Below are 22,077 nucleotides of genomic sequence, written 5' to 3'. Positions count from 1 at the left end.
ACCAGATCAGGGCGGCTGATAAACTCCAGTACTACCGCTTCGCGTTTTTCACGTGCGTATTCGGGTGATTTGGCTGAATGGAACCCCTTGTCGGCTAACCACTCCGGCGTAACAGTTCCAATAGCGAAAGAACCCAGTCTTACCGCCAGACCATTGAGAGGCGTTCCTGCTATCGTTTGCAATATGGCTTTTGCCGCCGCAGCCTTCTCAATCGGGCGACCATTAACCCAACGGTAGACACAGGAAAACAATTCATTGGGCCATTGGTTAACACTTACCTTCTGTGGCTTACTCATAGCTGTGGCCTCGCTGACATGGTGAACTTGCCGATCAGCGGGTGATACCAGTACTTGCTGCCGTATTTACGCTTGGCACCCTTGATAACAATCAGAGCTGCCTCACGGAATTTAGCCTCATGTACTGCGTGGCCACTGCCATGGCGAACTATCATCACACCACAATTTCTCGCCAGCTCTTCCGCTTTGCTGGTGGATAGCCCCATTTCAGCCGCCAGAGTGGTAAGAGGTGCCATTCCTTCCGGTACCGAGCCTTTACGTTGCATAGCCGCTAAAGCCAACTCAAGAGCAGCAACACGCTTTTCCAGATCATTAAATTTCAATGTGCTGATCATTTGATTGCCTCCCCTGCGTTGCGACTGCCAATAATGTAACTAGCGCTACGGCAGTTCTCAGCCATGGCTTCCGCAATTCTGGGTAATGTCTGAAGCATTGTGCCAATATTGCGTAAATCACTTCTGGCCTCTTCGTCTTCGTAGTCTTTATTGTCAATCGCGGACGAAATAAGATTACCTACTGATGTAAGCCCTTTGGTGATGGCATAAAAAGCCGCTTCACTACAGCTACTCAACGAAGAAAGTTCCTCGCCAGACATTTCACATAAAATCTGATGGCTAACAATCGTATGATGGTAAATATCAGACATGGCTAGTTTCTCCCTGACTTGCTTCTACTGAGACGAGGTAATTCACAATCTGATTAGATATGTCGATAGCAAGATCGAACAGATTCTCTTTATCAAACTCAGTTACCGGCTTATCCGAACAATTGATAGCTAATAACAATGATGCAAGCTGAGAGGCCTTCTTTGTCACATTGATTTGATTAGTTGGCATGGTCAGGCTCTCCCGATAAAGTGAATTCAGCAATGAAGCGCACCAGTGGCACAGTGCAAGGGGCTGGATATCCGTCACGACTGAATGTGACACGGTTAAAAGCAACGTTTTGTACAGTGACCGGTAGGCCGTGATTGTCGCTGTAGCGGTCATTTGGCATAGGTTCACGCATGTTCGCCCCTCCCCATTTTGTATTGATGCGCAGCGGCATGGCGGCGTTCTCGGTCATGATCGATGTATTCGCAACCCACTGATTCCGCCTCGCGGCCAACATTATCAATAGTTTCCTGTGCCCTGTAGGAGATGAGATTTAGCGCGTCGGCCACCTTGTCTATGTGGTGGTAGCATTCCGGTGATTCCATCCAGTGCAACAACAGATCAGTAATGGCTACGATTTCAGACAACGCTTGCCGTGACAGACAATCCATATCTTTGACGGCACCGCTCAGTCTGTTTATCTGCTCATTGGGCTTTAGTTTATGCATGGCTGATCTCCTCGCCTGAAAGGCTGATCAGGTACTCAGTTACTGAGTCGGCATACCCCGAAGACATTTCAAGCAGTAATTCAACTTCATGGCCCGGAAGCTCTACCCAAGAATGATGAAGTGCACGAATGACCGCGCTTGCTTTTTGTGCCTGCTGGAGGGTTACCATAGCCACCGTCATTTCTGATTTACGCATGGCGTACCTCCATTAAATCGAACACAACTACACCGCTACGGTGGTCAGAGACGGAACACTCAGTACGGATTTTTGCGGCAAAGGTCAGCGACCACGCGGGGAAAAGTTCACGGGCTTCCGTTTCTGTATCAGCTTCGGTACGTAATACAATGGGGGTGCAGTTAGGTGTATTGGTTGGTGTGCCAATAAACAACCAGGTGAATTTAGAACGTGCGGTATTTAGGGTGTAAGCAGTCCGCCCACTTATGGGTGTGATATGATTCTTCATAGCTACCTCGTTACATGCGTTAACGTTGGTGGTAAGAGGCCCGGTTAGTGGTGAGACACTTCCGGGCTTCGCTGTTTCTACGCCTTGGAAACAATCAAGGTGTCGGACATAGAATAGATGCAAGGTGTCGGACAAGTCAACACTTTCAATGCAGAAAAAAACATGTATTATTGTCGGACACCAATAAACAGGAAAACCAGTGATGGCGACAAAATCTGTAAATGCAAAATCAAAAAGATTTGATGTTCGTGTCCCACACGATATTGCCAACTCAGTTGAAGAACTCAAAGAGGAAGGCGAAAGCATCGGACAATTTGTAGTATCTGCTTTGCAAGGCGAAATCAAACGCCGCCAGCGCAAGAAAGCAAAGCTAACAGATTGATTTTGTTTCAAGGGTGGAATTCCTCCCGCGACTAAATACCTTATTTGGGTATCAGCCATTGCCATAGACCCCCACAGAGGGAGTAGGCATACGCCTATAGGTTGGGCGTAAATAGGTCTATCCAGATCTGGACATACCCACCAGGTAGCAAGTGATTTTAAATATGTGGAATTTCCGGTGTGAGCAAGTTTGCGGGTATCTCGAATTAACTGCGCCAATGGCGCGGTTAACTTATGACCGTTGCTCACTTCTGAGCATCCCTTTACTCGCCCAAGGTTATTGACCTGATCGATCAGTGTGGTAATCTGGCTCGGCTTAGTGTTTCTGTAGTGACATTGGCGGCCTTGCAGGGCCGCTTTTGTTTTATTCAGTCCCTGCATTGTCGCCCCCTGCCAATTCCTTATCGTGCGTATATTCCCCGCTCCAGTTTACTTTCATGGGTAACTCACCCTTCAGATAATGGCGATAAATCCACACGGCACCTTTATGCAACAGAACTGGCGTGAAGGCGGTAAAACCCTCACCGTGAGCAACCCGAGTGTTCTTTTCTGTCAAATACCGATCCCGTGCATACGCATACACGCGCCAGCGGGCATTCCGTCCGTTAGGGTTTTCATCGAAGAGCCAGCTTTTGCCAGAAAGCCAGGCATTGATACGGCTGGTATTAACGCCGTTTAAACGCTTGCAAAACTGAACGGGGGTTAAGCCGTCAGCAAACAGACTTTCCAAGTGGTGAATATACTCAGCTTGCTGGTAACTCAGCGCCAGAGCCTTACACCCCTCTTCACGAGCATCCGCCCATGCGCGGGCTGCGGCCACTTCATCAGTAAAATCGGGCAATTTGGTTTGCATGGTCGGGAGGAGATATCCACCGGTTTTGCGGATTTCCGGCAACACCTCGACAGTGATCCAACGTTTAAACCGCTTAGCCTCTGGCTTGTTGCTACCGATAACGGCAGTATATAAACCGGATTCGTTGATAACTGATTGATTTTGATAGTTACATCCATTTTGGATGATCGCCGAATTTTTATCCTCATCATCCACTATCTTGGTGAGTGCTTGGGTCTGGCTGTACCCGAGAGCGACGGCAACATCTGAGGCCATAAACCAAGGCTGGTCATTGATGGCCACTACCCCCACCGTTGCCAATAATGCCCCGTCTACAGACTTAAATTCAAAAGAACTAATATCGCTTTCCTGAATTTTGGTGTGAGTCTGTCCCTGACCGATTGCGGCCATATTTTCAGTTTTCATATCCCACCTCACATGCTTTATCAGTGGTTACTCTTGGCTGGTTCTGTTGCCATACCTGAATCTCAGATAACATCCAGCCAATAGCACGCCCACCAAGTTTCCGGCGTGCGGGGAATCTCCCCTCTCTTTCCATTAGATAACGTGTGGTTCGGCATAGCCCTGTTAATTTACGGCATTCAGGTTCGCGAACGGTGCGGTCTAGATTGGTTATTTGATTGTTCATAGAAAAACGCCCTTGTTTATGTTGGTTCAACAAGGGCATTCTTTAATAATTAATTAGGCATAGCGATGGTAATAAAACAACTATTTTTTAATTGATAAATAATCTGTTAATTAAACTATTTAGAAATTTCTCTTCGGAATTTTTCTAAAGACTCTTCATTCATTAGTTTATCTACAAACGGCTTGATTGTTTGCGCTATTGCAAATGCATCTTTTTCCCCGCTAGGGAACAGTGATACAGCAAGCACTCCTTGGGAGATGGTACATCTACTGTCTATCGACCACGCCATTAAATCAATATATGGAATAATATTATAATCTACTATTTTTCTTCTTATTACATCCCACGAATTATTAAAAGGAACATTTACAGATTCAATGCCAATCTCTTTACGCCAAATGGGTAATAATTTTTTAAAATCATCAACTAAAAGTTCATCGGGTATTGTTAAATCGACAGTTAATAATAACCCCTCATTAGTTATCATACTAATAGAGTCCGTCATTCTTGCCATTATCAGTCCGTGATTTTCATCTCCCGACTCTAAAACTTCATTAAATTCTTCATTATCAATAATTAAAGGCATCCCAACCCGACTACCGTTAGTGTCATTACTTTCTGATAAAAATGATACCTGATGTCGTGTTACTCCATGTAATCCATAGCCATTAGTTATTCTTCTTGATGTATCAATATTCTTCTGATAATTAGCCAAACGCTCTCTACCGCCATTGAAATCGTAATATTCTTCCGGCATTGACATGTCAAACTCATCGAAAGGATCACGACTATCAAAAGGTTGCGGTAATAACTCGCCATATTCTAAAAAATACGTACTGGAATCATAACTGCCTACCCCCCCTAAGTATGCCTGTCGACTATAAACCTGCCTAAATAAATCCTTATCAGACATAGTTGATAATGCGTTATATTTATTTAAGTTAAATTCTTTCGGCAAATCTATTTTTGAATTGATTCTCTTCATTTCTTCACCTGCAACAAAATAACATTATCATGTTCACCGGCCAGCAGTCCCAAACGCTCACACCACATATTCAGCGCCACCAGCTTCTCTGGCATATATTGGCTAAGGTTATATACTGCCATCACTCCCGGCATCGTATGGCCCAGCAACTGCTCGACAACATGTGGGGCAACACCCAGATCATTTAATTTAGTAGCGAACGTTCGTCGGATATCGTGAAGTGACCAAGGTTCGGCATGGCCTAAGCGTTTCCAGACCAAACGCCCCCAAGCGCTCACAGCACTTGATTGCTTTATTTCACCAAGCAGTAAGCCACTGTCTTTATGCTGACGATATAGATCCTCAATGAATGGCCTTATTGCGTCTGGTACCGGGCGAACTATTTTCGTACCACCCTTGCTATGCTCTTTTGGAACAGTCCATACCCATTTTTTTAAATCCCACTCTGACCAGGTAGATAATCTGGCTTCTTGGGTTCGGCAACCAAACGCCACCAGCAGTCGAAACATGGCGGCATAGTACGGTTTAAACTTAAGTTGCTGGCTAGCCCTCCAAATTTGTCCGATCTCGTCGTCTGTATGGTCTCTATCGCCTTTATCTTGCTTGCTGCCTACATCTGGTATGGTCAGATCGTCCAAAGCGTTGCTAATAGCATAGCGCCGTACTCGACAGAACTTGAGAGCCTGCTTACACATCTGAAAAACGTAACCAGCAGCTACAGGCGTGTCTTTCTTCATGCGGTCGAAGCATTCCAACCAATGATGGGTTTCGCACCGTGACAGTGGTAGAGCGCCGATATAAGGGTATATGTGTTTTTCGAGCTGGGCTTTGTGTCGTTCGACGTTAGCGCGGTGGCCGGTGGCGTATTCCTTGATCCAATACTTTAAAGCATCCTCAACAGTGACAGGTTTCAAGGTTTCTGCTGCCGTGAGGTTTAACTGGTACTTGGGGTCTTTACTGTCTGCGAGCCATGAACGGCACTGTTCACGCTTCTCACGCGCCAACTTAAGACTCATATCCGGGTAGTTTCCCAGCTTCAGGCGTTGGGGTTTTACCTCTCGACCACCCAAGCGATAAGCAAAAAACCAAGTCATAACACCGGACTTAGTTACTTTGATGCTCAGGCCATCGCCATCAGCGTAAAAATTATCGCTTGGACTTTCCCGACCTACTATTTTTCTCAGCGTTGAATCACTAAGTTTGTTCGTTCCACCAGCCATAGAAATCTCAGTTCATACGTTGCACAGACTACACCATAGACTACACCGTTCTCCGCACCTCAATAAACAAGCGTAAACGAGTATGAACAAGAATATGCTAATACTTAATAAATATCAAAAAGTTATATGAACAACGGCGAACCATATTAAACCATAAAAAACAGCACTTTATAGAATACGGCATGAACTGATACTAGTCAGTTAACTTGTTGTTTAAAAAGGCGCTTTCCTTAATTGGTTAGTGCCTTTTTTATTGAAATGATGATACCAAGAGTCTGCTCTATATTTATCTCCTCAAATGAATACTAATCAGGCTATAGTCATTATTAACAACTAGCTATACCCTAAATAAGTCGAGTGGCAGGAAGGCGACAATAGAGTGACTCCCCAAGAGGTTACATAAGTAAGTGACTGGGGTAAATGAAGGAAGCCAACACACATGCGGCTTGAAGTTATGGCGGGTATAGAGTATTTGATGATTATTAGTGGATGTCTGACTTGTACTGAATAAATAGGGGTTGATTATGAATAAGCTGGTCATTGCCGTAGCGCTTGCAGCTACCGTATTAAGTGGGTGTGCCAACAACAGAACCGCGTCTGGTGATACTTTCACTGCATCTCAGGCACGACAGGTACAAACGGTAACTTACGGTACCGTGGTCTCCGCACGTCCGGTCACTATCCAGGGTGGCAGTGAAAATAACGTTGCCGGTGCCATTGGTGGTGCCGTGGTTGGCGGGTTCTTGGGTAATACTATCGGTGGGGGCCGTGGTAATAGCCTGGCAACAGCTGGTGGGGTAGTTGCCGGCGGTATGGCGGGTCAGGGTGTACAAAGCGCGATGAACCGCAGTGAAGGTGTGCAACTGGAAATCCGCCGAGATGATGGCAGCAGCATTGTCGTCGTGCAGGCGCAAGGTCCAACCCGTTTCGGTGCAGGTCAACGTGTCATGATTGCCAGCGATCGTAGCGGTACCGTGACTGTTTCTCCTCGCTAAATTCAAAAGCCGGAGGCCCTCCTCCGGCTTTTAGCAGCCAAATACAAAAAATATCAAATAATTTATCTGCCTATATTAATCAGTATAATCACTTGTTTAATAACATTAAAAACTTAATTCGTGGTATTTTTATAGATGAAAAATCATTGACACAACTTATTAATGTCAAATATTAGGTTGCCGCAGGGAATGCGTTGTGGTTTAATAGCTTCATCGGTTTGGAACACAGACCTTATGAAAGCAGTTTTAGTAAAGCAGTCCTCAGTTAAAGCATATCCAAAGATATTCCTTCTCCGTGAGTCTCCTCCTAAGTGCCTAAGTAAGTTATCCTCTGAAAGACAGACCACGTTCGCTACACTATTGTGGCAAAAATAATTGAAGGAAGTATCCCTATGTCTAATAAAATGACTGGTTTAGTAAAATGGTTTAACGCTGATAAAGGTTTTGGTTTCATCACTCCTGCTGACGGCAGCAAAGATGTGTTCGTTCACTTCTCTGCTATCCAGAGCAATGATTTCAAAACCTTAGATGAAGGCCAAAAAGTTGAGTTCTCTATTGAGAGCGGCGCTAAAGGCCCATCAGCAGTAAACGTAGTCGCTCTGTAATACAGTGTGATTAGGGGAGTAGGCTGCCGATAGCGATGACGGCCAGACCCGAGCAGTGTAGCCGCTCCCCAAATAAATCAAGAAAGCAGTACCCGGTTGACAGTAACATTTATGCAAGCAGTTTTAGTAAAGCAGTTCTCCGTATTAGCGTTATCAGACAGATACCTCTTCTCCGCGAAATTCCTTCTAAGTGCCCCCATAAGTTGTGCCCAAAGCCTATCCGTTCGCCTATGGCGGCAATATGAAATAATTGAAGGAAGTATCTCTATGTCTAATAAAATGACTGGTTTAGTAAAATGGTTTAACGCTGATAAAGGTTTTGGTTTCATCACTCCTGCTGACGGCAGCAAAGATGTGTTCGTTCACTTCTCTGCTATCCAGAGCAATGATTTCAAAACCTTAGATGAAGGTCAAAACGTGGAGTTCTCTATTGAGAACGGCGCTAAAGGCCCATCAGCAGTAAACGTTATTGCGCTGTAAAAGCCAATAATAGTTCGGAATGATTTACGATAGCGATGAAGGTGATAGCCCTGAGCAGTTAAGTCATTCTGAATAAAATAACCCGCCTTTGTGCGGGTTTTTTCGTTTCTGATACTAGCAAAAATCATTATCCGCAACACATGTTAGCCTCCCCTATACAGTTCAATAACGCAACGTATGTCGAGATAACTCAACCAACACAGCTGTGCGCTGATCTTTTCCTTTCATTTGCCACGGTTATGATATAATCCGTCAGAGGTTGCCCTTGCTACAGGCAGCCTGCTTTACGCTAGTTTCCTACGAGATCCCCGCTTTTAATGTAAAAATTGTGTTAATTGTCGTATTGACTAAAACGATAGTTGACCACCAGTGTCTGGAGATATGTACCGCTATCGAGTTACATCCATATGCGTTACACGTTCGCACTTAATGCATAACGGTAGAGTTCATATGATAAAGTCGCAGAAATTCCATATTTCACTGCTTCACCCGCGCTATTGGCTAACCTGGTTTGGCCTTGGTACCCTGTTCCTGTTAGTTCAACTCCCCTACCCACTGTTAAACAAATTGGGGATGTGGCTGGGTCGCGCTTCAATGCTCTTTCTTAAACGTCGGGTCTCCATAGCCCGGCGTAATCTGGAGCTTTGCTTCCCTGATATGGACCAGCAGACCCTCGAACGCACTATCCTTGGTAATTTTGAATCTTTAGGTATGGGGCTGATAGAAACCGGTATGGCCTGGTTTTGGCCCGATGCTCGAGTGAAACGCTGGTTTACCGTTACCGGTCTGGATAACCTGAAGAAAGCTCAGGAAGGTCATCGGGGCGTATTGGTGATTGGTGTACACTTTATGTCACTAGAACTGGGTGGTCGGGCAATGGGACAATGCCAGCCGATGATGGCGATGTATCGCCCGCACAACAATAAAGTGATGGAACTGGTACAAACCTGGGGCCGGATGCGTTCCAATAAAGCCATGCTTGACCGTAAAGATCTGCGTGGCATGGTGCGGGCACTGAAAAAAGGTGAAGCGGTATGGTTTGCACCGGATCAGGATTATGGCTCGCGTGGCAGTGTATTTGCACCATTGTTCGCCGTGGAGCAGGCGGCCACCACCAGCGGCACCTTTACACTAGCCCGCTTGGCAAAACCGGCTTTGTTACCCTTGGTTTTACTGCGCAAAACGGATGGCAGTGGTTATGACCTGCTGATCCAGCCTGAGTTGGAAGACTATCCATTTGACGATGAGATAGCAGCTGCCAGCTATATGAACAAAGTTATCGAGAAAGAAATCATGCGCGCGCCAGAGCAATATCTGTGGTTACATCGCCGCTTTAAAACCCGCCCACCAGGCTCACCGTCGCTGTATTAAGAGCATTATAACCATAGGGTTATAATGCTGCGCAGGTAATACAGTATGTAGAAACGACGAATGAGTAGATCAACCTCGAATAGGGCATACCTTATCGGATTATCCGTCGCATCGGTAAGGTATCGCGAACCAATCAAATAGAAAAATTGAAACCATGACTAAATGAAGATGAAGAGTTAAAGCGAGACGCAAAATACGATTGGATTCTTTTTATTGATCACCATATAGACGTATCTTGGGTAGTCATAAATGATGAGTTTTCTATCGATATAATCACGCAGTATTTCGATTATCTCTTCACTCTTTTTGAAATTCGACTGCATTCACCGTCTCCGTTGACTGTCTTAAAGTGCTATATATCATTGCACCTTAGTACAACTATCGTCCCGTATCAGTATCCGTATAATAATCAGCATTAGTTGATAAAAAAACCTGACCAGAAGAGTCAGGCGACAACGCTAGTCTAGTCAACACCAGGGAAAAACCAGTAAAAGTAAATGTTACAGAAGTACACTTTTCCGCAAGTGTAACTTTTGTAACATTATTCCCCCCCAAAAGAGGTGACTCTGTTCGCTTCATCCCTAAATATGTTTCGATTCACTGTTACCCACAAAAGTAATCGCCCAACTTATTCACCATTCCTGTGAACACTCTGGCACGTTCAAGCCTCCGCTCAATACAACGGCGAACTACGAATACAAAGCAGCCTTAATTAACGATCACATGTCACCAAGGCTATTCCATCAGTCACATTTTCCTGACGCTGGGATCCCACAGCTACAATGCCATCTGCCTAAATCCATATAGGCCAGCCGAGGAACCGACTAGCCGAGTGTTTTATTACCTGAATCCCCTAGGCTACAGCGGTGCTTTCACTACCACAGGATTGTTTATCTCCACCCCATCTGCTACTGCGATGGGCTGACGCCCTGGTAAAGTTTTGCATGCAGCCCCTCCCGTAGGCGGTGCTGTAGTGGGATAACTCTCTTTTGGTGAGATATAAACCGGTGTAGTTGCCACCAAGCCATCACCGAAAGTAACTTCAATAAAGGTGGCCTACCAGCCAGTAGCTGGGGAGCTAAGTGCGACTTCAAGCGTATTGGCCGGGCTCACCGCCAGCGGAAATGCGGTGTATCGCACATCACATGCATAGCGAAAATCACGGGCTTCAGGGTTAACGGCGGTCCATAACAGCACGTTATCCGGTGTCTCAGACAAGTTTACCGTCAAGGTTTCCACCTTATCTTTTATATCAATACTGGCGTTCAATTGCGGCAGCGGGGTGGATTGCTGCAGGCGATTAACAAAGGTAATCAATGACTGTTCACTGAAAGCAGTGATGCCATAGTGACTGGTATTGGGGGCAACTCGCAGCACCTTATTACCGGGTAATTTATCGTAATAAAAATCGGTATTATCAGGTACGTAGAAGTCATCACCGCTAGCATTAATAATATATTTCGGGATGGTGAGACGAGATTGATATTCAGTGCCTAAATATTGTAAGGGATCTGAAATCTGCATCAGCTTGGCGAAACCGGGGGTTTCTAGTTTTTTATCAATCTCTTCCTGATAGTAGGGGGTAAACGCAATCGGCCAGTTACCGCCATATGATTGATACATATGTTCCAATGCAACACGGGTATCCAGCAGATCAATTACAAAGGGCACAATGGCCTTAACGCGTGAGTCCGCAATCGCTGTAAGCCACGTTGTCCAACCACGCTTGGACAAACCTGTGACAATAAAGCTGTCTAATGCTTTATCCGGCAAGGCTTGCTGCCCCATGCTCATGGCCTGAGAAATTGCGGCCGCCATGGGGACATGCAGTGGTAATGTAGAACGCGCTTCTGGGGCATCCATAAATAAAGCCCAACTGTGAGCAACACTGTAATCTTCCTTCCGTGGTTTACCATCCTGTTGATACTCCAGGAATTGATTGGGAATGGTGCTAATCGCTATCACCACGGTATCCGTCGCCCTGGCAATATTTTGCAATGTGTCGATGGAAAAATCGCTCGGGCCAGAAGGCGGGATGCTCTCAGTACCATAGTTGGTACCATTATTGATGACCACCAGCGCTCGTGTTGATGGGCTATTTTCCGGAATAAAGATCTCAACTTCATGCTGCCATGCCGCAGGAGACACCAAATTCTCTGGCGACCAGTGCTGCGAAGTCAGTTGATAGCGTCGCCATTCCAACCCCGGCAGATTTTCCTGACTCAGCAAATTATAGATAAGCGGTTCTGCTGCCAGCGTTTCCCTGTAGCAAGACAGTACCTGGGTAAAATCCGTATTACTGCATTTTGTTGATTCGACACCCGCTTGCGCCAGACAACTAGCGCTGAATGACAATGGCAACACGAATATCATCGCTGTTAAATATCGAGGCATAATCCCTATCCTTTTATCTAATGTGTTTCGATGAAAACACTCCCAGAACGATTAGATAACGGATAAACAATTAAAAAAATCCGAATTACACCCTGCGATGCCACTTTTTATATCATCAGGCTAACAAAATACCGATTTTCACCTTGGGGAAGCAGGGAATTAACCTTCTTTTGCGATCAGTAACGCTTCCAGCAGATCCAAATCATGTAGCAATTTTTGCAGTGTTTCATTGCTGATTTTCTGCGTCGCGCGCAGGTGATACAACTCACCACGCTCGGCCCGTAGCGCGGTTAAACGGAAACGTCGCTCCAGGTTTTCTATCAATAAGGTATTTTCAATTTCGTCCTTACTGCCAGTGCGCCGCCGCAGAGTCCCAATGACCCGCGAACTGACCTCTTTCAGTAATTCCGGGTCAATATTCTCCTCACTGCTGGTGGCCAGACGCTCTTCCATCTTATTCAGGCTGACAATCGCCACTTCAGCTGCTGCCGCCCGCGCTAAACGTATTTCTTCACGGCTGGCGCTCTTATCTGCCATCACGACACCGCGCAGTAATGGTGGTAGAGCGATAACCCCGATAATCACCGACAGCAAAATCACGCCGGTGGCAATAAACACCAATTGGTAGCGGGATGGGAAAGCCGAACCATCGCTGAGGAATAAGGGAATCGACAGCACACCGGCCAGCGTAATTGCCCCGCGTACACCAGCGAACGAAGCCACCCACAGTTCACGAGTGGTATAATTGCTAAATTCCAGTGGCCGTTTGGTCAGCACTCGCTTGCTGATTTTTTTCATCGACCACAGCCAACTGAAACGCAGCACCAGCAATGCGCCGTAAATGATGGCAACATCCGCGAACAGGTTCCAGGTCTGAATAGTTGGATCCAGTTCGGCCTGCACAATCGAGGTTTCCAGAATGCCGGGTAATTGCAGACCCAACAGAATAAACACCATGCCGTTAAACACAAATTCCAGCATCGACCATACGCTATCGGCTCGTAACCGCATCGTTAGTGGTGCGTTACGGATAACACCAGACTGACTGATGGTCATCCCCGCCGCCACTGCCGCCAGAATGCCGGAAACACCGATATGCTCGGCAATCAGGTAAGAAGCGAACGGCAGCAGTAGCAGTAAGACGATTTGTGTTGCCGGGTCATCGCCACTCCATCGGCTCATCAGGCGCAGCGACTTACTGTAAAGCCAGGTAACCGCCACACCGGCCAGCAGACCACCAATAGCCACTTTCAGGAACTCCAGCGTGGCACCGGACACGGTAAAGACCATGGTGCCCATCGCAACCGCAATGGCGAACTTTAACGCGACCAGACCGGAGGCATCGTTCATCAACGCCTCCCCTTCCAGTACGCCCATAATTGATTTAGGTATTCGCCCTTTCCCCACGATACCGGACAACGCCACGGCATCGGTTGGTGACAATACCGCCGCCAGCGCAAAGGCCGCCACCAGAGGAATACCCGGCACCATCCAGTAAATCAGATAACCGATACCGATAACCGTAACCAGCACCAATGCCAGCGCCAGACCTAATATCTCCCGCCCGTGGTGAATAAACTCCCGCGTTGGGGTCTTCCAGCCATCGGCAAATAGCAACGGCGGAATAAACAGCACCAGGAATAATTCCGGGTCAAAATCGACATGCAAACCAAAGTGGGGGAAAGCCAGTAAGGCACCACAGACAATCTGCATCAAAGGGAGGGGGATTTGAAACGGCAACATCCGGGTGACAACACCGGAAAGCGACACCACCAAAATCAGGATGAGGATTGTAAAAAAGATTTCCATGCTTTCCTTAGACTCAACTCAACATAAGATCTGACCACCGCCCCCCCCCGCAAACAGGGCCGGAGCGTCGCTTTTGATAGTAGATCACTTTTTTGTGCAACGGGGGAAAAATCGGTAACAGATAATAGAAAAATGCGAAGAAATAAGGTTATTAAAAAAATAGCGGCATCGGGAATCTATTAATCCCGATGCCAGCAAAAACTCACGGCTTAGATTGCCCAGCCACCCGCGTAAAAGGCCACCAGTGCAACCGCGATAATCACCGTACCGACGTTCAATTTACGCCATTCGCCAGAGAAAATGCGGCCGATCACCAGTGAGCTGAAGCCCAGCATAATGCCAGTTACGATATTACAGGTCAGCACAATAAACACGGCACAAAGTAGGCCGGACATCGCATCAACGAAGTCTTCGAAATCCAGTTTGGACACATTGCTCAGCATCAACAAACCCACATACATCAGAGCAGGTGCAGTTGCATAAGCCGGAACCAGATAGGAAAGCGGAGAGAGAAACAGCATAAACAGGAACAAAATACCGACGACAGTGGCCGTCATACCGGTTTTGCCGCCTGCCGCTGTACCCGCGGCGGATTCAATATAAACCGCCGCAGGCGCTGCACCCACCAGACCGGCAAAAATGCTGCTGACGGAGTCTGAGGTCAGTGCTTTACCGCCACTGATAATCTGACCATCTTTATCCAGCAAGTTAGCCTGACCGGCTACCGCACGGATGGTCCCGGTAGCATCGAATACCGCCGTCATCACCAATGCCAGTACGCTTGGCAGCACCACAGGTTTCAGTGCCCCCATGATATCAAGGCTGAAAATCAAGGAGTCGCCGTTAGCATCTGCCAAGCTTGGCATCGCAAATAGCCCCTGATAAGTCACGCTTGGGTCAAAAATCAGACCGATAACCGAGATGGCGATAATGACCAGCAAAATGCCACCCGGCACCCGCAGCTTTTCCAGACCGAAAATCACCGCCAGACCCAATAACGTCATAATTACAGGGAAAGAGGTAAATGCACCCAGTGCTACCGGTAAACCTTCAATTGGGTTTTTGATAACCAGACCGACACCGTTTGCCGCAATCAGCAGTAGGAACAAGCCGATACCAATGCCGGTACCGTGTGCCACGCCCATCGGCAGGTTACGCAATATCCATGACCGGATACCGGTTACCGAGATAATAGTAAACAGCACCCCCATCAGGAATACCGCGCCCAGCGCCACTGGGATACTGATATGTTGGCCCAATACCAAACTGAATGCAGTAAACGCGGTCAATGAGATAGCGCAACCAATGGCCATTGGCAAGTTTGCCCACAACCCCATCAGCAAAGAGCCAAGACCCGCCACCAAACAGGTTGCAACAAATACCGCTGTTGGTGGGAAACCGGCTTTGCCTAGCATGCTCGGTACTACGATCACCGAGTAGACCATGGCCAGAAAGGTTGTCAGACCGGCCAGCACTTCCTGGCGCACATTACTGCCACGTTCACTAAGCTTAAAAAATGCATCAAGCGAACCTTTCGGCTTTACTGCCTGGTTCGCTTGAGGGTTGGTGCTAGACATGGTTATGTCCCCTGTGTGTCATTTAAAAGTAGTCAGCAAGTCAAACATCCTATCCATACGTAATCGTTTCCGTCCCTGCCGATTAACTCGTCAATTCCTCCAACACACCCAGGGTGGAGAAAATAGCAAACGATTAGCTGGAAGCACACATGACTGAAAAAAAATCGAAGAAAAGGAACCTCCGCAATAAGCGTGATTGTTGCAGCCCGTTTGAACGTGGCCTGCGCGCGCAAAAACCGGAACGTACACGTAGTACGTGAGAATTTTGAGCACTGCCCAAGTTCGAACGGGTAAATAAAATAGCTTTATTGCAAGGCAAACGATTATCTAGCTATTTGCAGCGACTAATCAACACCAGATAGCGACATTTATGACATTTTTTTACATTAACTTATTGGGGCGCATTAATTGTGGCGGGAAATGAAAGTGTGAGCGGCCTCACACCCGTTTTTCTTACGTGATCCTTGATAGCCCATTGTGGGTTTATCCGTTTTCTAATTTGAAAGCGCCTCCCTTTTCAATCGCCTGCTGATAGGCTGGGCGCTGATGGATACGCACTAAGAAATCTTGCAGTTTCGGCAACCCCTCAAGCCCATTGCGGGTATTAATTGCCTCGATAGGAAAACTCATCTGAATATCTGCTGCGCTAAAATCGCTGCCTGCAAACCACTTATTTTTCGTTAAATGCTGCTCCAGATAATCGCGGTGAGTGGCAATTTGTTTATTCAGATAATTTTTCTGCACTCCAGCACCCAATGCCTTAGCAATTGGCCGGATAACCCAAGGTACTGGTGGCCCACCCAATCGGCTGAAAATAAGTTTCATCACTAATAACGGCATCAATGACCCTTCGGCATAGTGCATCCAGTAACGAAACTGTTGGCGGTCATAATGGCCAGTGGGTTTAAACAACCCCTGTGCATCATAGGTTTCTTGCAAATACTCAATGATGGCACCCGATTCCGCCAGCGTCAGATCGCCATCAGTAATCACCGGTGATTTCCCTAATGGATGAATTTTTTTTAGCTCTGGTGGTGCCAGCAAACTGCCGAGATCGCGCTGATAGCACTTCAGCTCATAGGGGATTTGCAATTCTTCCAGCATCCACAAGATACGTTGTGAACGTGAATTATTCAGATGGTGGATAATGACCATAGCCAGGCTCCATATGATAAGTGATTGAGAAAGTTACAACAGTACAAAAGTTATTATAGTCGAGTGCCCGATAGCCCTTTATTATTCTGACATTCGCGTTAAAACAACCTTTAGACTGTAATTAACAATAACAATCTAAAAGCTGTATTTTTACTTTACAACTTATCCGCTGTATTGTGAGATTACAGCTTATACTCGGTATTATGCTACTTAGAACAATTCCCTGCTGAGGTCTTGATGGACTATCCCATTAAAATTTTGAGTCAATTACGCCCTACGTTGATTGGCTTTCGAAAGAATAAAGGGCTGACTCAGGCCAGTCTGGCACAACTGTTAGGTATCACCCAGCAGTCCTATGCAAAGCTTGAGGCAGACCCAACATCAGCCAGTGTTAAACGGCTTTTTAAAGTATTACAACTTTTAGACGTAGAACTGATCCTCAGTGAGAAAAAAAACGCTAGGCCGCATCCCAGTAAAATCCACCAGCCAGAAAACAGTCAGACGATAAATTCACCGTCAAAACAAGAGGATTGGTAATATGGCTGGTCGCATTCAACGGCTGAATATTTGGATGAACGGCCGAGAGTGATGTAGCGCGCATTTTACGGATAGCCGCTGGATTGTCAGGTTACCGCAAGAGGATATGTGCCAAGCGACAGGGACTCCCCCTTAAAAAGATATCAAACGGATGGTGGCCCCGTCTTACAACCATCATGGAGATTTTAAGTGGCTCGGATAATGCCAGTGAAGACAGAAAAGTCTTCTTTAAAGCGCAGATTATTTTCTGGTTACTGGCAGCAATGGATGGCCATGCAAAAAACTTCAGCATTACACATCTGCCCGCTAGCCATTACCATCTCACGCCACTTTATGATGTGCTATCAACCCACCCTATTATTGGGGCGGGCCGTAATCAAATTGCGGCCCAGAAAACCAAGTTAGCGATGGCGGTGCGAGGGAGTAAAAATGACTATTTAATTAACCATATACAGCGGCGTCATTGGCGACAGCAGGGCACAATTGTTGGGCTGGGAACGGCTCAGGCTGACAGTATTATTGATGAGATTATTGCCGCTACCCCGAGAGTAATCACACAAATACAAGCTCGGCTTCCCGATAATTTTCCAATTGATTTAGCAGAAAGTATCCTCACAGGTCTTAATCGGCAGTGTGAAAAAATAGCGGCAATGCCTTGATTGACCAATATAAAAAACCCAGCTATTACACTGGGTTTGATTTATTTGTTTTTCAATAACAGCGAAATCAGAACGGGATATCGTCATCGAAATCCATTGGTGGCTCGTTGCCGCCTTGCGGTTGTGCTGCGGGTGCCGGTTGGGCCGGACGCGAAGTCTGACCACCGCTGAACTGGCTACCACCCTGCGGCTGCTGAGGTTGGCCCCAACCACCTTGTGCACCGCCGTCTTGTGGTGCACCACCACCCGCCGGAGCACCGCCGCCTTGACGGCCACCCAGCATTTGCATGGTGCCACCCACGTTAACCACAACTTCTGTGGTGTATTTCTCAACACCAGCCTGATCTGTCCACTTTCGGGTCTGTAGAGCACCTTCAATATAGACCTGAGAGCCTTTGCGCAGATATTCACCCGCCACTTCAGCCAATTTGCCGAACAACACCACACGGTGCCATTCAGTTTTTTCTTTCTGCTCGCCGGTGGCTTTATCACGCCAGCTTTCGGAAGTCGCCAGGGTGATATTGGCAACAGCCCCACCGTTAGGCATGTAGCGGACTTCCGGGTCTTGGCCCAAATTCCCGACCAAAATCACTTTGTTTACGCCTCTGCTGGCCATGTGAACTCTCCTGATGAAATAAATTTTGTACAGTATAAACGAGTAAGTTTAACACGCTAACAGGCAAACGGCACAACTGATCATAACTGCGGAATGCATTACAGATTTATCGTGATAACAGCCTGAGTTGCACTCGGATACTGGATATCCATTCAGGTTTTTTTGTGTCATAATTGTTCGTTTGGTACTGGCTGTGTCCTTTTTTCGGCGTTGCAAAATGCGTCTATACATTACTCAAAGTAATTGGAGTTGCGGGTAGGCGGCAAGCGAGCGAGTCCGTATGAGCTTACAACCAGTAAGTAATTAGGGTGAGTGAACGCAGCCAACAACCCTGCGGCTTCAAGTACGAAGAGTAAAAAAGGGCACGGGAGAGGCTCAGTTTACATCCGGGAAATATTTGAATGGATAATATCGAAGTTCGGGGCGCTCGCACCCATAATCTTAAGAATATCAACCTGATTATCCCGCGCGACAAACTGATTGTTGTCACCGGTCTATCGGGTTCAGGTAAGTCTTCACTGGCTTTCGATACCCTGTATGCCGAGGGGCAACGCCGTTATGTTGAGTCTCTCTCCGCCTATGCACGCCAATTTCTATCGCTAATGGAAAAACCGGATGTCGACCATATTGAAGGTCTGTCTCCAGCCATCTCCATTGAGCAAAAATCGACCTCCCATAACCCGCGTTCTACCGTGGGAACCATCACTGAAATCCATGATTATCTTCGTTTGTTGTTCGCTCGTGTCGGTGAACCACGCTGTCCGGATCACGATGTCCCGCTAGCCGCCCAAACCGTCAGTCAGATGGTGGATAACGTGATAAGCCAGCCAGAGGGCCGCCGCCTGATGTTACTGGCTCCAGTGGTAAAAGATCGCAAAGGCGAACATACCAAAACACTGGAAAATCTCGCCATGCAGGGCTATATCCGGGCGCGGATCGATGGCGAGGTCTGTGATCTGTCTGATCCTCCTAAATTAGAACTGCAAAAGAAACACACCATCGAAGTTGTGGTCGATCGCTTCAAAGTGCGTGAGGATCTGGCTCAACGGTTAGCTGAGTCATTTGAAACTGCGTTGGAATTATCCGGCGGGACTGCCGTAGTCGCTGATATGGACGATCCACACGTCGAAGAGTTGTTATTCTCCGCCAACTTTGCCTGCCCGATTTGCGGCTATAGCATGAGCGAGTTAGAACCACGCCTGTTTTCCTTTAACAACCCGGCCGGTGCCTGCCCGACCTGTGATGGTCTGGGCGTGCAGCAGTTCTTTGACCCTGATCGCGTGTTACAAAATCCGGAGCTGTCACTGGCCGGTGGGGCGATCCGTGGCTGGGATCGTCGTAACTTCTATTACTTCCAGATGCTGCGTTCACTGGCAGAGCATTATAAGTTTGATATAGAAGCGCCGTTTAACTCGCTGGATGCCGCAATACAGCAGGCCGTGTTGTACGGTTCTGGCAAAGATACCATTGAATTCAAATACATTAACGATCGGGGTGATACCACCGTTCGCCGCCACCCATTCGAAGGGGTGCTGCACAATATGGAACGCCGTTATAAAGAGACGGAATCCAGTGCTGTGCGCGAAGAGCTGGCCAAATTTATCAGTAATCGCTCTTGCACCTCATGCCACGGCACACGTCTGCGCCGCGAAGCTCGTTATGTCTTTGTCGAAAATACCACGTTGCCAGAGATTTCAGAACTGAGCATCGGTCATGCGATGAGCTTCTTCCAGAATATGAAACTGAGCGGCCAGCGGGCGCAAATTGCCGAGAAAATACTGAAAGAAATTGGTGACCGACTAAAATTCCTGGTTAACGTCGGGCTGAATTATCTGTCATTGTCCCGCTCTGCCGAAACCCTGTCCGGTGGCGAAGCACAGCGTATCCGTCTGGCCAGCCAAATTGGTGCGGGTTTGGTTGGCGTAATGTATGTGTTAGATGAGCCGTCCATCGGCTTGCATCAGCGTGATAATGAACGTCTGCTGGAAACACTGATCCACCTGCGTAATCTGGGCAATACCGTGATTGTGGTGGAGCATGATGAAGATGCCATCCGGGCTGCGGACCATGTGATTGATATCGGCCCCGGTGCGGGCGTACATGGGGGTGAAGTGGTTGCAGAGGGTACCGTAGATGACATTATGGCCGCGCCAGCATCATTGACCGGCCAGTTCCTGAGCGGGAAGCGGAAAATTGCCATTCCGGCGCAGCGGGTAGCCGGTGATCCGAATAAAGTGCTAAAACTGATTGGTGCCAGCGGCAATAACCTGAAAGATGTCACTCTGACACTGCCTGTCGGGTTATTCAGTTGTATTACGGGTGTGTCCGGCTCAGGTAAATCGACGCTAATCAATGACACATTATATTGCATCGCCCAGCGTCAGTTAAACGGTGCAACCAGCAATGAACCGGCCCCATACCGTGATATTCAAGGGTTGGAGTATTTCGATAAAGTTATCGATATCGATCAAAGCCCGATTGGCCGAACGCCGCGTTCTAATCCCGCGACCTATACCGGTATCTTTACCCCAATCCGTGAACTATTTGCTGGCGTACCTGAATCACGGACTCGTGGTTATACACCGGGCCGCTTTAGCTTTAACGTGAAGGGCGGTCGCTGCGAAGCCTGTCAGGGCGATGGGGTCATTAAAGTCGAAATGCATTTCCTACCTGATATCTACGTGCCTTGTGACCACTGTAAGGGTAAGCGTTATAACCGCGAGACGTTGGAAGTAAAATACAAAGGTAAGAGTATCCACGAAGTGCTGGCGATGACTATCGAAGAGGCACGCAAGTTCTTTGATGCTGTTCCGGCACTGGCTCGTAAGCTGCAAACATTAATCGATGTGGGTCTATCCTATATTTGCCTGGGGCAATCGGCCACCACCTTGTCGGGTGGGGAAGCGCAGCGAGTCAAACTGTCGCGCGAATTGTCAAAACGTGGCACTGGCCAAACGCTATATATCCTGGATGAACCGACCACCGGCCTGCATTTCGCTGATATTCAACAACTGTTGGCGGTATTGCATCAGTTGCGCGATCAGGGCAATACCATTGTGGTGATTGAACACAATCTAGATGTCATTAAGACCGCTGACTGGATTGTTGACCTGGGGCCGGAAGGGGGTAGTGGTGGTGGCGAGATTCTGGTTTCCGGCACACCGGAGACCGTCGCAGAATGTGCCGCATCACACACCGCCCGTTTCCTCAAGCCCATGCTGGAACGTAAACTCGCTGGGTGATTAAGCACTCTGGGGCAATCGACAGGTTGCTCCAGAGGCTATTTTTGTCCAGCATCAAACCGCTAACGCCTGCCGCCGCTGCTCCGACAACCCCTGTAAGACCAACTGATAAGAACGATCAATTAGCGAGTAAAACTGCGAGTTTGGTAATTTTCCATCCAGAAACACCGTGTTCCAGTGCGCTTTGTTCAAGTGTTCACTCGGCACGATCTCCGGATGTTGCTCTCGTAGACTTTCTGCCAGTTCGGGGCTGGTTTTGACTGAAATAGACGGCCGGCCGCCAATCTCACCTACCATTGCAAACATCACATCAGCCACTTTAATTTGGTTCGTCTGCCATTCCTCATGATCGCTCTGCTCTGCCCCTGGTTTGGACATGCAATACTCCAGTAATGCCGAATTATTCATTGAGTTAACTCCTATAATGGGCCAGTACTTTCTCGCGAAAAAACCGCATAAGCTATTTATTCTACAAGCAATTAATTCCAT

23 protein-coding genes and 4 pseudogenes are annotated in these 22,077 nt (G+C 47.4%); 8 read left to right on the top strand and 19 right to left on the bottom strand.

Annotated features, from left to right (window positions below; genetic code table 11):
• The 8 genes and pseudogenes from AEP37_RS13795 to AEP37_RS26545 all read right to left on the bottom strand — a co-directional run.
• Positions 1 to 296 (bottom strand): annotated as a pseudogene (locus tag AEP37_RS13795) (DNA primase family protein); the annotation flags it as partial.
• Complete coding sequence (locus tag AEP37_RS13790) at positions 293 to 631, bottom strand: hypothetical protein (RefSeq protein WP_042594179.1); 339 nt, start codon at positions 629 to 631, stop codon at positions 293 to 295. The gene AEP37_RS13790 and the pseudogene AEP37_RS13795, both read right to left, overlap by 4 nt.
• Positions 628 to 942, bottom strand: coding sequence for a hypothetical protein (locus tag AEP37_RS13785; protein ID WP_049613861.1), 315 nt, complete (start codon positions 940 to 942; stop codon positions 628 to 630). Before AEP37_RS13785 ends, AEP37_RS13790 begins: the two co-directional genes overlap by 4 nt.
• Positions 935 to 1,132 (bottom strand): hypothetical protein, encoded by a 198-nt coding sequence (locus AEP37_RS13780; RefSeq protein ID WP_049613860.1) that lies wholly within the window; start codon positions 1,130 to 1,132, stop codon positions 935 to 937. The genes AEP37_RS13785 and AEP37_RS13780 overlap by 8 nt, the downstream gene beginning before the upstream one ends.
• Positions 1,122 to 1,304, bottom strand: coding sequence for a DUF4222 domain-containing protein (locus AEP37_RS13775; RefSeq protein ID WP_049613859.1), 183 nt, complete (start codon positions 1,302 to 1,304; stop codon positions 1,122 to 1,124). The genes AEP37_RS13780 and AEP37_RS13775 overlap by 11 nt, the downstream gene beginning before the upstream one ends.
• A complete protein-coding gene (locus AEP37_RS13770; protein ID WP_049613858.1) occupies positions 1,297 to 1,617 on the bottom strand; it encodes a hypothetical protein in 321 nt (106 codons plus the stop codon). The genes AEP37_RS13775 and AEP37_RS13770 overlap by 8 nt, the downstream gene beginning before the upstream one ends.
• Positions 1,610 to 1,813, bottom strand: coding sequence for a hypothetical protein (locus AEP37_RS13765; protein WP_049613857.1), 204 nt, complete (start codon positions 1,811 to 1,813; stop codon positions 1,610 to 1,612). Before AEP37_RS13765 ends, AEP37_RS13770 begins: the two co-directional genes overlap by 8 nt.
• Complete coding sequence (locus AEP37_RS26545; RefSeq protein WP_049613856.1) at positions 1,806 to 2,081, bottom strand: host cell division inhibitor Icd-like protein; 276 nt, start codon at positions 2,079 to 2,081, stop codon at positions 1,806 to 1,808. The genes AEP37_RS13765 and AEP37_RS26545 overlap by 8 nt, the downstream gene beginning before the upstream one ends.
• A gap of 202 nt (positions 2,082 to 2,283) precedes the next feature.
• Here AEP37_RS26545 and AEP37_RS26540 point away from each other — a divergent pair, with 202 nt between their 5' ends.
• On the top strand, positions 2,284 to 2,463 hold the full coding sequence (locus AEP37_RS26540; RefSeq protein ID WP_041175941.1) for a YlcI/YnfO family protein: 180 nt from the start codon (positions 2,284 to 2,286) through the stop codon (positions 2,461 to 2,463).
• Positions 2,464 to 2,826: 363 nt separating this feature from the next.
• On the opposite strand, the gene AEP37_RS13750 is transcribed toward AEP37_RS26540, so the two are convergent.
• From AEP37_RS13750 to AEP37_RS13735, 4 genes are all read right to left on the bottom strand, one after another.
• The gene (locus AEP37_RS13750) at positions 2,827 to 3,720 is read right to left on the bottom strand and encodes a BRO family protein (RefSeq protein WP_049613855.1); all 894 of its coding nucleotides are present in this window, start codon (positions 3,718 to 3,720) and stop codon (positions 2,827 to 2,829) included.
• Positions 3,710 to 3,943, bottom strand: coding sequence for a helix-turn-helix transcriptional regulator (locus tag AEP37_RS13745; RefSeq protein ID WP_049613854.1), 234 nt, complete (start codon positions 3,941 to 3,943; stop codon positions 3,710 to 3,712). The genes AEP37_RS13750 and AEP37_RS13745 overlap by 11 nt, the downstream gene beginning before the upstream one ends.
• Positions 3,944 to 4,058: 115 nt before the next feature.
• Positions 4,059 to 4,928 (bottom strand): DUF6387 family protein, encoded by an 870-nt coding sequence (locus AEP37_RS13740; protein ID WP_049613853.1) that lies wholly within the window; start codon positions 4,926 to 4,928, stop codon positions 4,059 to 4,061.
• Entirely contained in the window at positions 4,925 to 6,148 is a 1,224-nt protein-coding gene (locus AEP37_RS13735) for a tyrosine-type recombinase/integrase (protein WP_049613852.1), read from the bottom strand. Before AEP37_RS13735 ends, AEP37_RS13740 begins: the two co-directional genes overlap by 4 nt.
• A 524-nt stretch (positions 6,149 to 6,672) precedes the next feature.
• Between AEP37_RS13735 and AEP37_RS13730 the strand changes: the two genes are divergently transcribed.
• The 4 genes from AEP37_RS13730 (at position 6,673) to lpxP (ending at position 9,599) form a co-directional block, all read left to right on the top strand.
• Entirely contained in the window at positions 6,673 to 7,143 is a 471-nt protein-coding gene (locus AEP37_RS13730; protein ID WP_049613851.1) for an outer membrane lipoprotein, read from the top strand.
• Positions 7,144 to 7,535: 392 nt separating this feature from the next.
• A complete protein-coding gene (cspG, locus tag AEP37_RS13725; RefSeq protein WP_049613850.1) occupies positions 7,536 to 7,748 on the top strand; it encodes a cold shock protein CspG in 213 nt (70 codons plus the stop codon).
• A 267-nt stretch (positions 7,749 to 8,015) separates the two neighbouring features.
• Entirely contained in the window at positions 8,016 to 8,228 is a 213-nt protein-coding gene (gene cspE, locus AEP37_RS13720) for a transcription antiterminator/RNA stability regulator CspE (RefSeq protein ID WP_012104384.1), read from the top strand.
• 450 nt (positions 8,229 to 8,678) lie between these two features.
• Positions 8,679 to 9,599 (top strand): kdo(2)-lipid IV(A) palmitoleoyltransferase, encoded by a 921-nt coding sequence (gene lpxP / locus AEP37_RS13715; RefSeq protein ID WP_049613849.1) that lies wholly within the window; start codon positions 8,679 to 8,681, stop codon positions 9,597 to 9,599.
• Positions 9,600 to 9,799: 200 nt separating this feature from the next.
• Here the strand turns inward: lpxP and AEP37_RS27725 are convergent.
• The 5 genes and pseudogenes from AEP37_RS27725 to AEP37_RS13695 form a co-directional block, all read right to left on the bottom strand.
• Positions 9,800 to 9,922: pseudogene (locus tag AEP37_RS27725) on the bottom strand (LuxR family transcriptional regulator); the annotation flags it as partial.
• A gap of 535 nt (positions 9,923 to 10,457) precedes the next feature.
• Positions 10,458 to 11,993 (bottom strand): annotated as a pseudogene (locus AEP37_RS13710) (PhoPQ-activated pathogenicity-related family protein).
• 159 nt (positions 11,994 to 12,152) lie between these two features.
• Positions 12,153 to 13,802 (bottom strand): Na+/H+ antiporter, encoded by a 1,650-nt coding sequence (locus AEP37_RS13705; RefSeq protein WP_049613848.1) that lies wholly within the window; start codon positions 13,800 to 13,802, stop codon positions 12,153 to 12,155.
• A gap of 209 nt (positions 13,803 to 14,011) precedes the next feature.
• Positions 14,012 to 15,379, bottom strand: coding sequence for an NCS2 family permease (locus AEP37_RS13700; protein ID WP_049613847.1), 1,368 nt, complete (start codon positions 15,377 to 15,379; stop codon positions 14,012 to 14,014).
• A gap of 483 nt (positions 15,380 to 15,862) precedes the next feature.
• Positions 15,863 to 16,534 carry a glutathione S-transferase family protein gene (locus AEP37_RS13695; protein WP_049613846.1) on the bottom strand — a complete coding sequence of 224 codons (672 nt, stop codon included), beginning with the start codon at positions 16,532 to 16,534 and terminating at the stop codon, positions 15,863 to 15,865.
• 237 nt (positions 16,535 to 16,771) lie between these two features.
• On the opposite strand from AEP37_RS13695, the gene AEP37_RS13690 reads away from it, so the two are divergent.
• Positions 16,772 to 17,071, top strand: coding sequence for a helix-turn-helix transcriptional regulator (locus AEP37_RS13690; protein ID WP_049613845.1), 300 nt, complete (start codon positions 16,772 to 16,774; stop codon positions 17,069 to 17,071).
• Positions 17,072 to 17,141: 70 nt separating this feature from the next.
• Positions 17,142 to 17,730 (top strand): annotated as a pseudogene (locus AEP37_RS13685) (HipA domain-containing protein); the annotation flags it as partial.
• A gap of 67 nt (positions 17,731 to 17,797) precedes the next feature.
• Here AEP37_RS13685 and AEP37_RS13680 read toward each other — a convergent pair.
• Positions 17,798 to 18,346, bottom strand: a complete 549-nt coding sequence (locus AEP37_RS13680; RefSeq protein ID WP_049613844.1) for a single-stranded DNA-binding protein — start codon at positions 18,344 to 18,346, stop codon at positions 17,798 to 17,800.
• A gap of 401 nt (positions 18,347 to 18,747) precedes the next feature.
• Between AEP37_RS13680 and uvrA the strand changes: the two genes are divergently transcribed.
• Positions 18,748 to 21,588 (top strand): excinuclease ABC subunit UvrA, encoded by a 2,841-nt coding sequence (gene uvrA, locus AEP37_RS13675; protein WP_049613843.1) that lies wholly within the window; start codon positions 18,748 to 18,750, stop codon positions 21,586 to 21,588.
• Positions 21,589 to 21,642: 54 nt separating this feature from the next.
• On the opposite strand, the gene AEP37_RS13670 is transcribed toward uvrA, so the two are convergent.
• Positions 21,643 to 21,996, bottom strand: coding sequence for an MmcQ/YjbR family DNA-binding protein (locus AEP37_RS13670; protein ID WP_049613842.1), 354 nt, complete (start codon positions 21,994 to 21,996; stop codon positions 21,643 to 21,645).
• Positions 21,997 to 22,077: the final 81 nt, after the last annotated feature.

Source organism: Yersinia pekkanenii, assembly GCF_001152565.1.
In the GTDB taxonomy this organism is placed as follows: Bacteria; Pseudomonadota; Gammaproteobacteria; order Enterobacterales; family Enterobacteriaceae; genus Yersinia; species Yersinia pekkanenii.
The sequence above is the reverse complement of the archived record's forward strand: the minus strand, read 5'-3'. Positions and strand labels throughout refer to the sequence as shown.

What these genes read in the sequence shown, in the direction of transcription:
- AEP37_RS13745 (WP_049613854.1), bottom strand. Translation starts at nt 3,943, where the DNA reads ATGAACAATCAAATAACCAATCTAGACCGCACCGTTCGCGAACCTGAA.
- AEP37_RS13700 (WP_049613847.1), bottom strand. Translation starts at nt 15,379, where the DNA reads ATGTCTAGCACCAACCCTCAAGCGAACCAGGCAGTAAAGCCGAAAGGT.
- AEP37_RS13775 (WP_049613859.1), bottom strand. Translation starts at nt 1,304, where the DNA reads ATGCGTGAACCTATGCCAAATGACCGCTACAGCGACAATCACGGCCTA.
- AEP37_RS13750 (WP_049613855.1), bottom strand. Translation starts at nt 3,720, where the DNA reads ATGAAAACTGAAAATATGGCCGCAATCGGTCAGGGACAGACTCACACC.
- AEP37_RS13690 (WP_049613845.1), top strand. Translation starts at nt 16,772, where the DNA reads ATGGACTATCCCATTAAAATTTTGAGTCAATTACGCCCTACGTTGATT.
- uvrA (WP_049613843.1), top strand. Translation starts at nt 18,748, where the DNA reads ATGGATAATATCGAAGTTCGGGGCGCTCGCACCCATAATCTTAAGAAT.
- AEP37_RS13780 (WP_049613860.1), bottom strand. Translation starts at nt 1,132, where the DNA reads ATGCCAACTAATCAAATCAATGTGACAAAGAAGGCCTCTCAGCTTGCA.
- cspG (WP_049613850.1), top strand. Translation starts at nt 7,536, where the DNA reads ATGTCTAATAAAATGACTGGTTTAGTAAAATGGTTTAACGCTGATAAA.
- AEP37_RS13695 (WP_049613846.1), bottom strand. Translation starts at nt 16,534, where the DNA reads ATGGTCATTATCCACCATCTGAATAATTCACGTTCACAACGTATCTTG.
- AEP37_RS13790 (WP_042594179.1), bottom strand. Translation starts at nt 631, where the DNA reads ATGATCAGCACATTGAAATTTAATGATCTGGAAAAGCGTGTTGCTGCT.
- AEP37_RS13765 (WP_049613857.1), bottom strand. Translation starts at nt 1,813, where the DNA reads ATGCGTAAATCAGAAATGACGGTGGCTATGGTAACCCTCCAGCAGGCA.
- AEP37_RS13740 (WP_049613853.1), bottom strand. Translation starts at nt 4,928, where the DNA reads ATGAAGAGAATCAATTCAAAAATAGATTTGCCGAAAGAATTTAACTTA.
- AEP37_RS13730 (WP_049613851.1), top strand. Translation starts at nt 6,673, where the DNA reads ATGAATAAGCTGGTCATTGCCGTAGCGCTTGCAGCTACCGTATTAAGT.
- AEP37_RS13785 (WP_049613861.1), bottom strand. Translation starts at nt 942, where the DNA reads ATGTCTGATATTTACCATCATACGATTGTTAGCCATCAGATTTTATGT.
- cspE (WP_012104384.1), top strand. Translation starts at nt 8,016, where the DNA reads ATGTCTAATAAAATGACTGGTTTAGTAAAATGGTTTAACGCTGATAAA.
- AEP37_RS26545 (WP_049613856.1), bottom strand. Translation starts at nt 2,081, where the DNA reads ATGAAGAATCATATCACACCCATAAGTGGGCGGACTGCTTACACCCTA.
- lpxP (WP_049613849.1), top strand. Translation starts at nt 8,679, where the DNA reads ATGATAAAGTCGCAGAAATTCCATATTTCACTGCTTCACCCGCGCTAT.
- AEP37_RS13735 (WP_049613852.1), bottom strand. Translation starts at nt 6,148, where the DNA reads ATGGCTGGTGGAACGAACAAACTTAGTGATTCAACGCTGAGAAAAATA.
- AEP37_RS13705 (WP_049613848.1), bottom strand. Translation starts at nt 13,802, where the DNA reads ATGGAAATCTTTTTTACAATCCTCATCCTGATTTTGGTGGTGTCGCTT.
- AEP37_RS13680 (WP_049613844.1), bottom strand. Translation starts at nt 18,346, where the DNA reads ATGGCCAGCAGAGGCGTAAACAAAGTGATTTTGGTCGGGAATTTGGGC.
- AEP37_RS26540 (WP_041175941.1), top strand. Translation starts at nt 2,284, where the DNA reads ATGGCGACAAAATCTGTAAATGCAAAATCAAAAAGATTTGATGTTCGT.
- AEP37_RS13670 (WP_049613842.1), bottom strand. Translation starts at nt 21,996, where the DNA reads ATGAATAATTCGGCATTACTGGAGTATTGCATGTCCAAACCAGGGGCA.
- AEP37_RS13770 (WP_049613858.1), bottom strand. Translation starts at nt 1,617, where the DNA reads ATGCATAAACTAAAGCCCAATGAGCAGATAAACAGACTGAGCGGTGCC.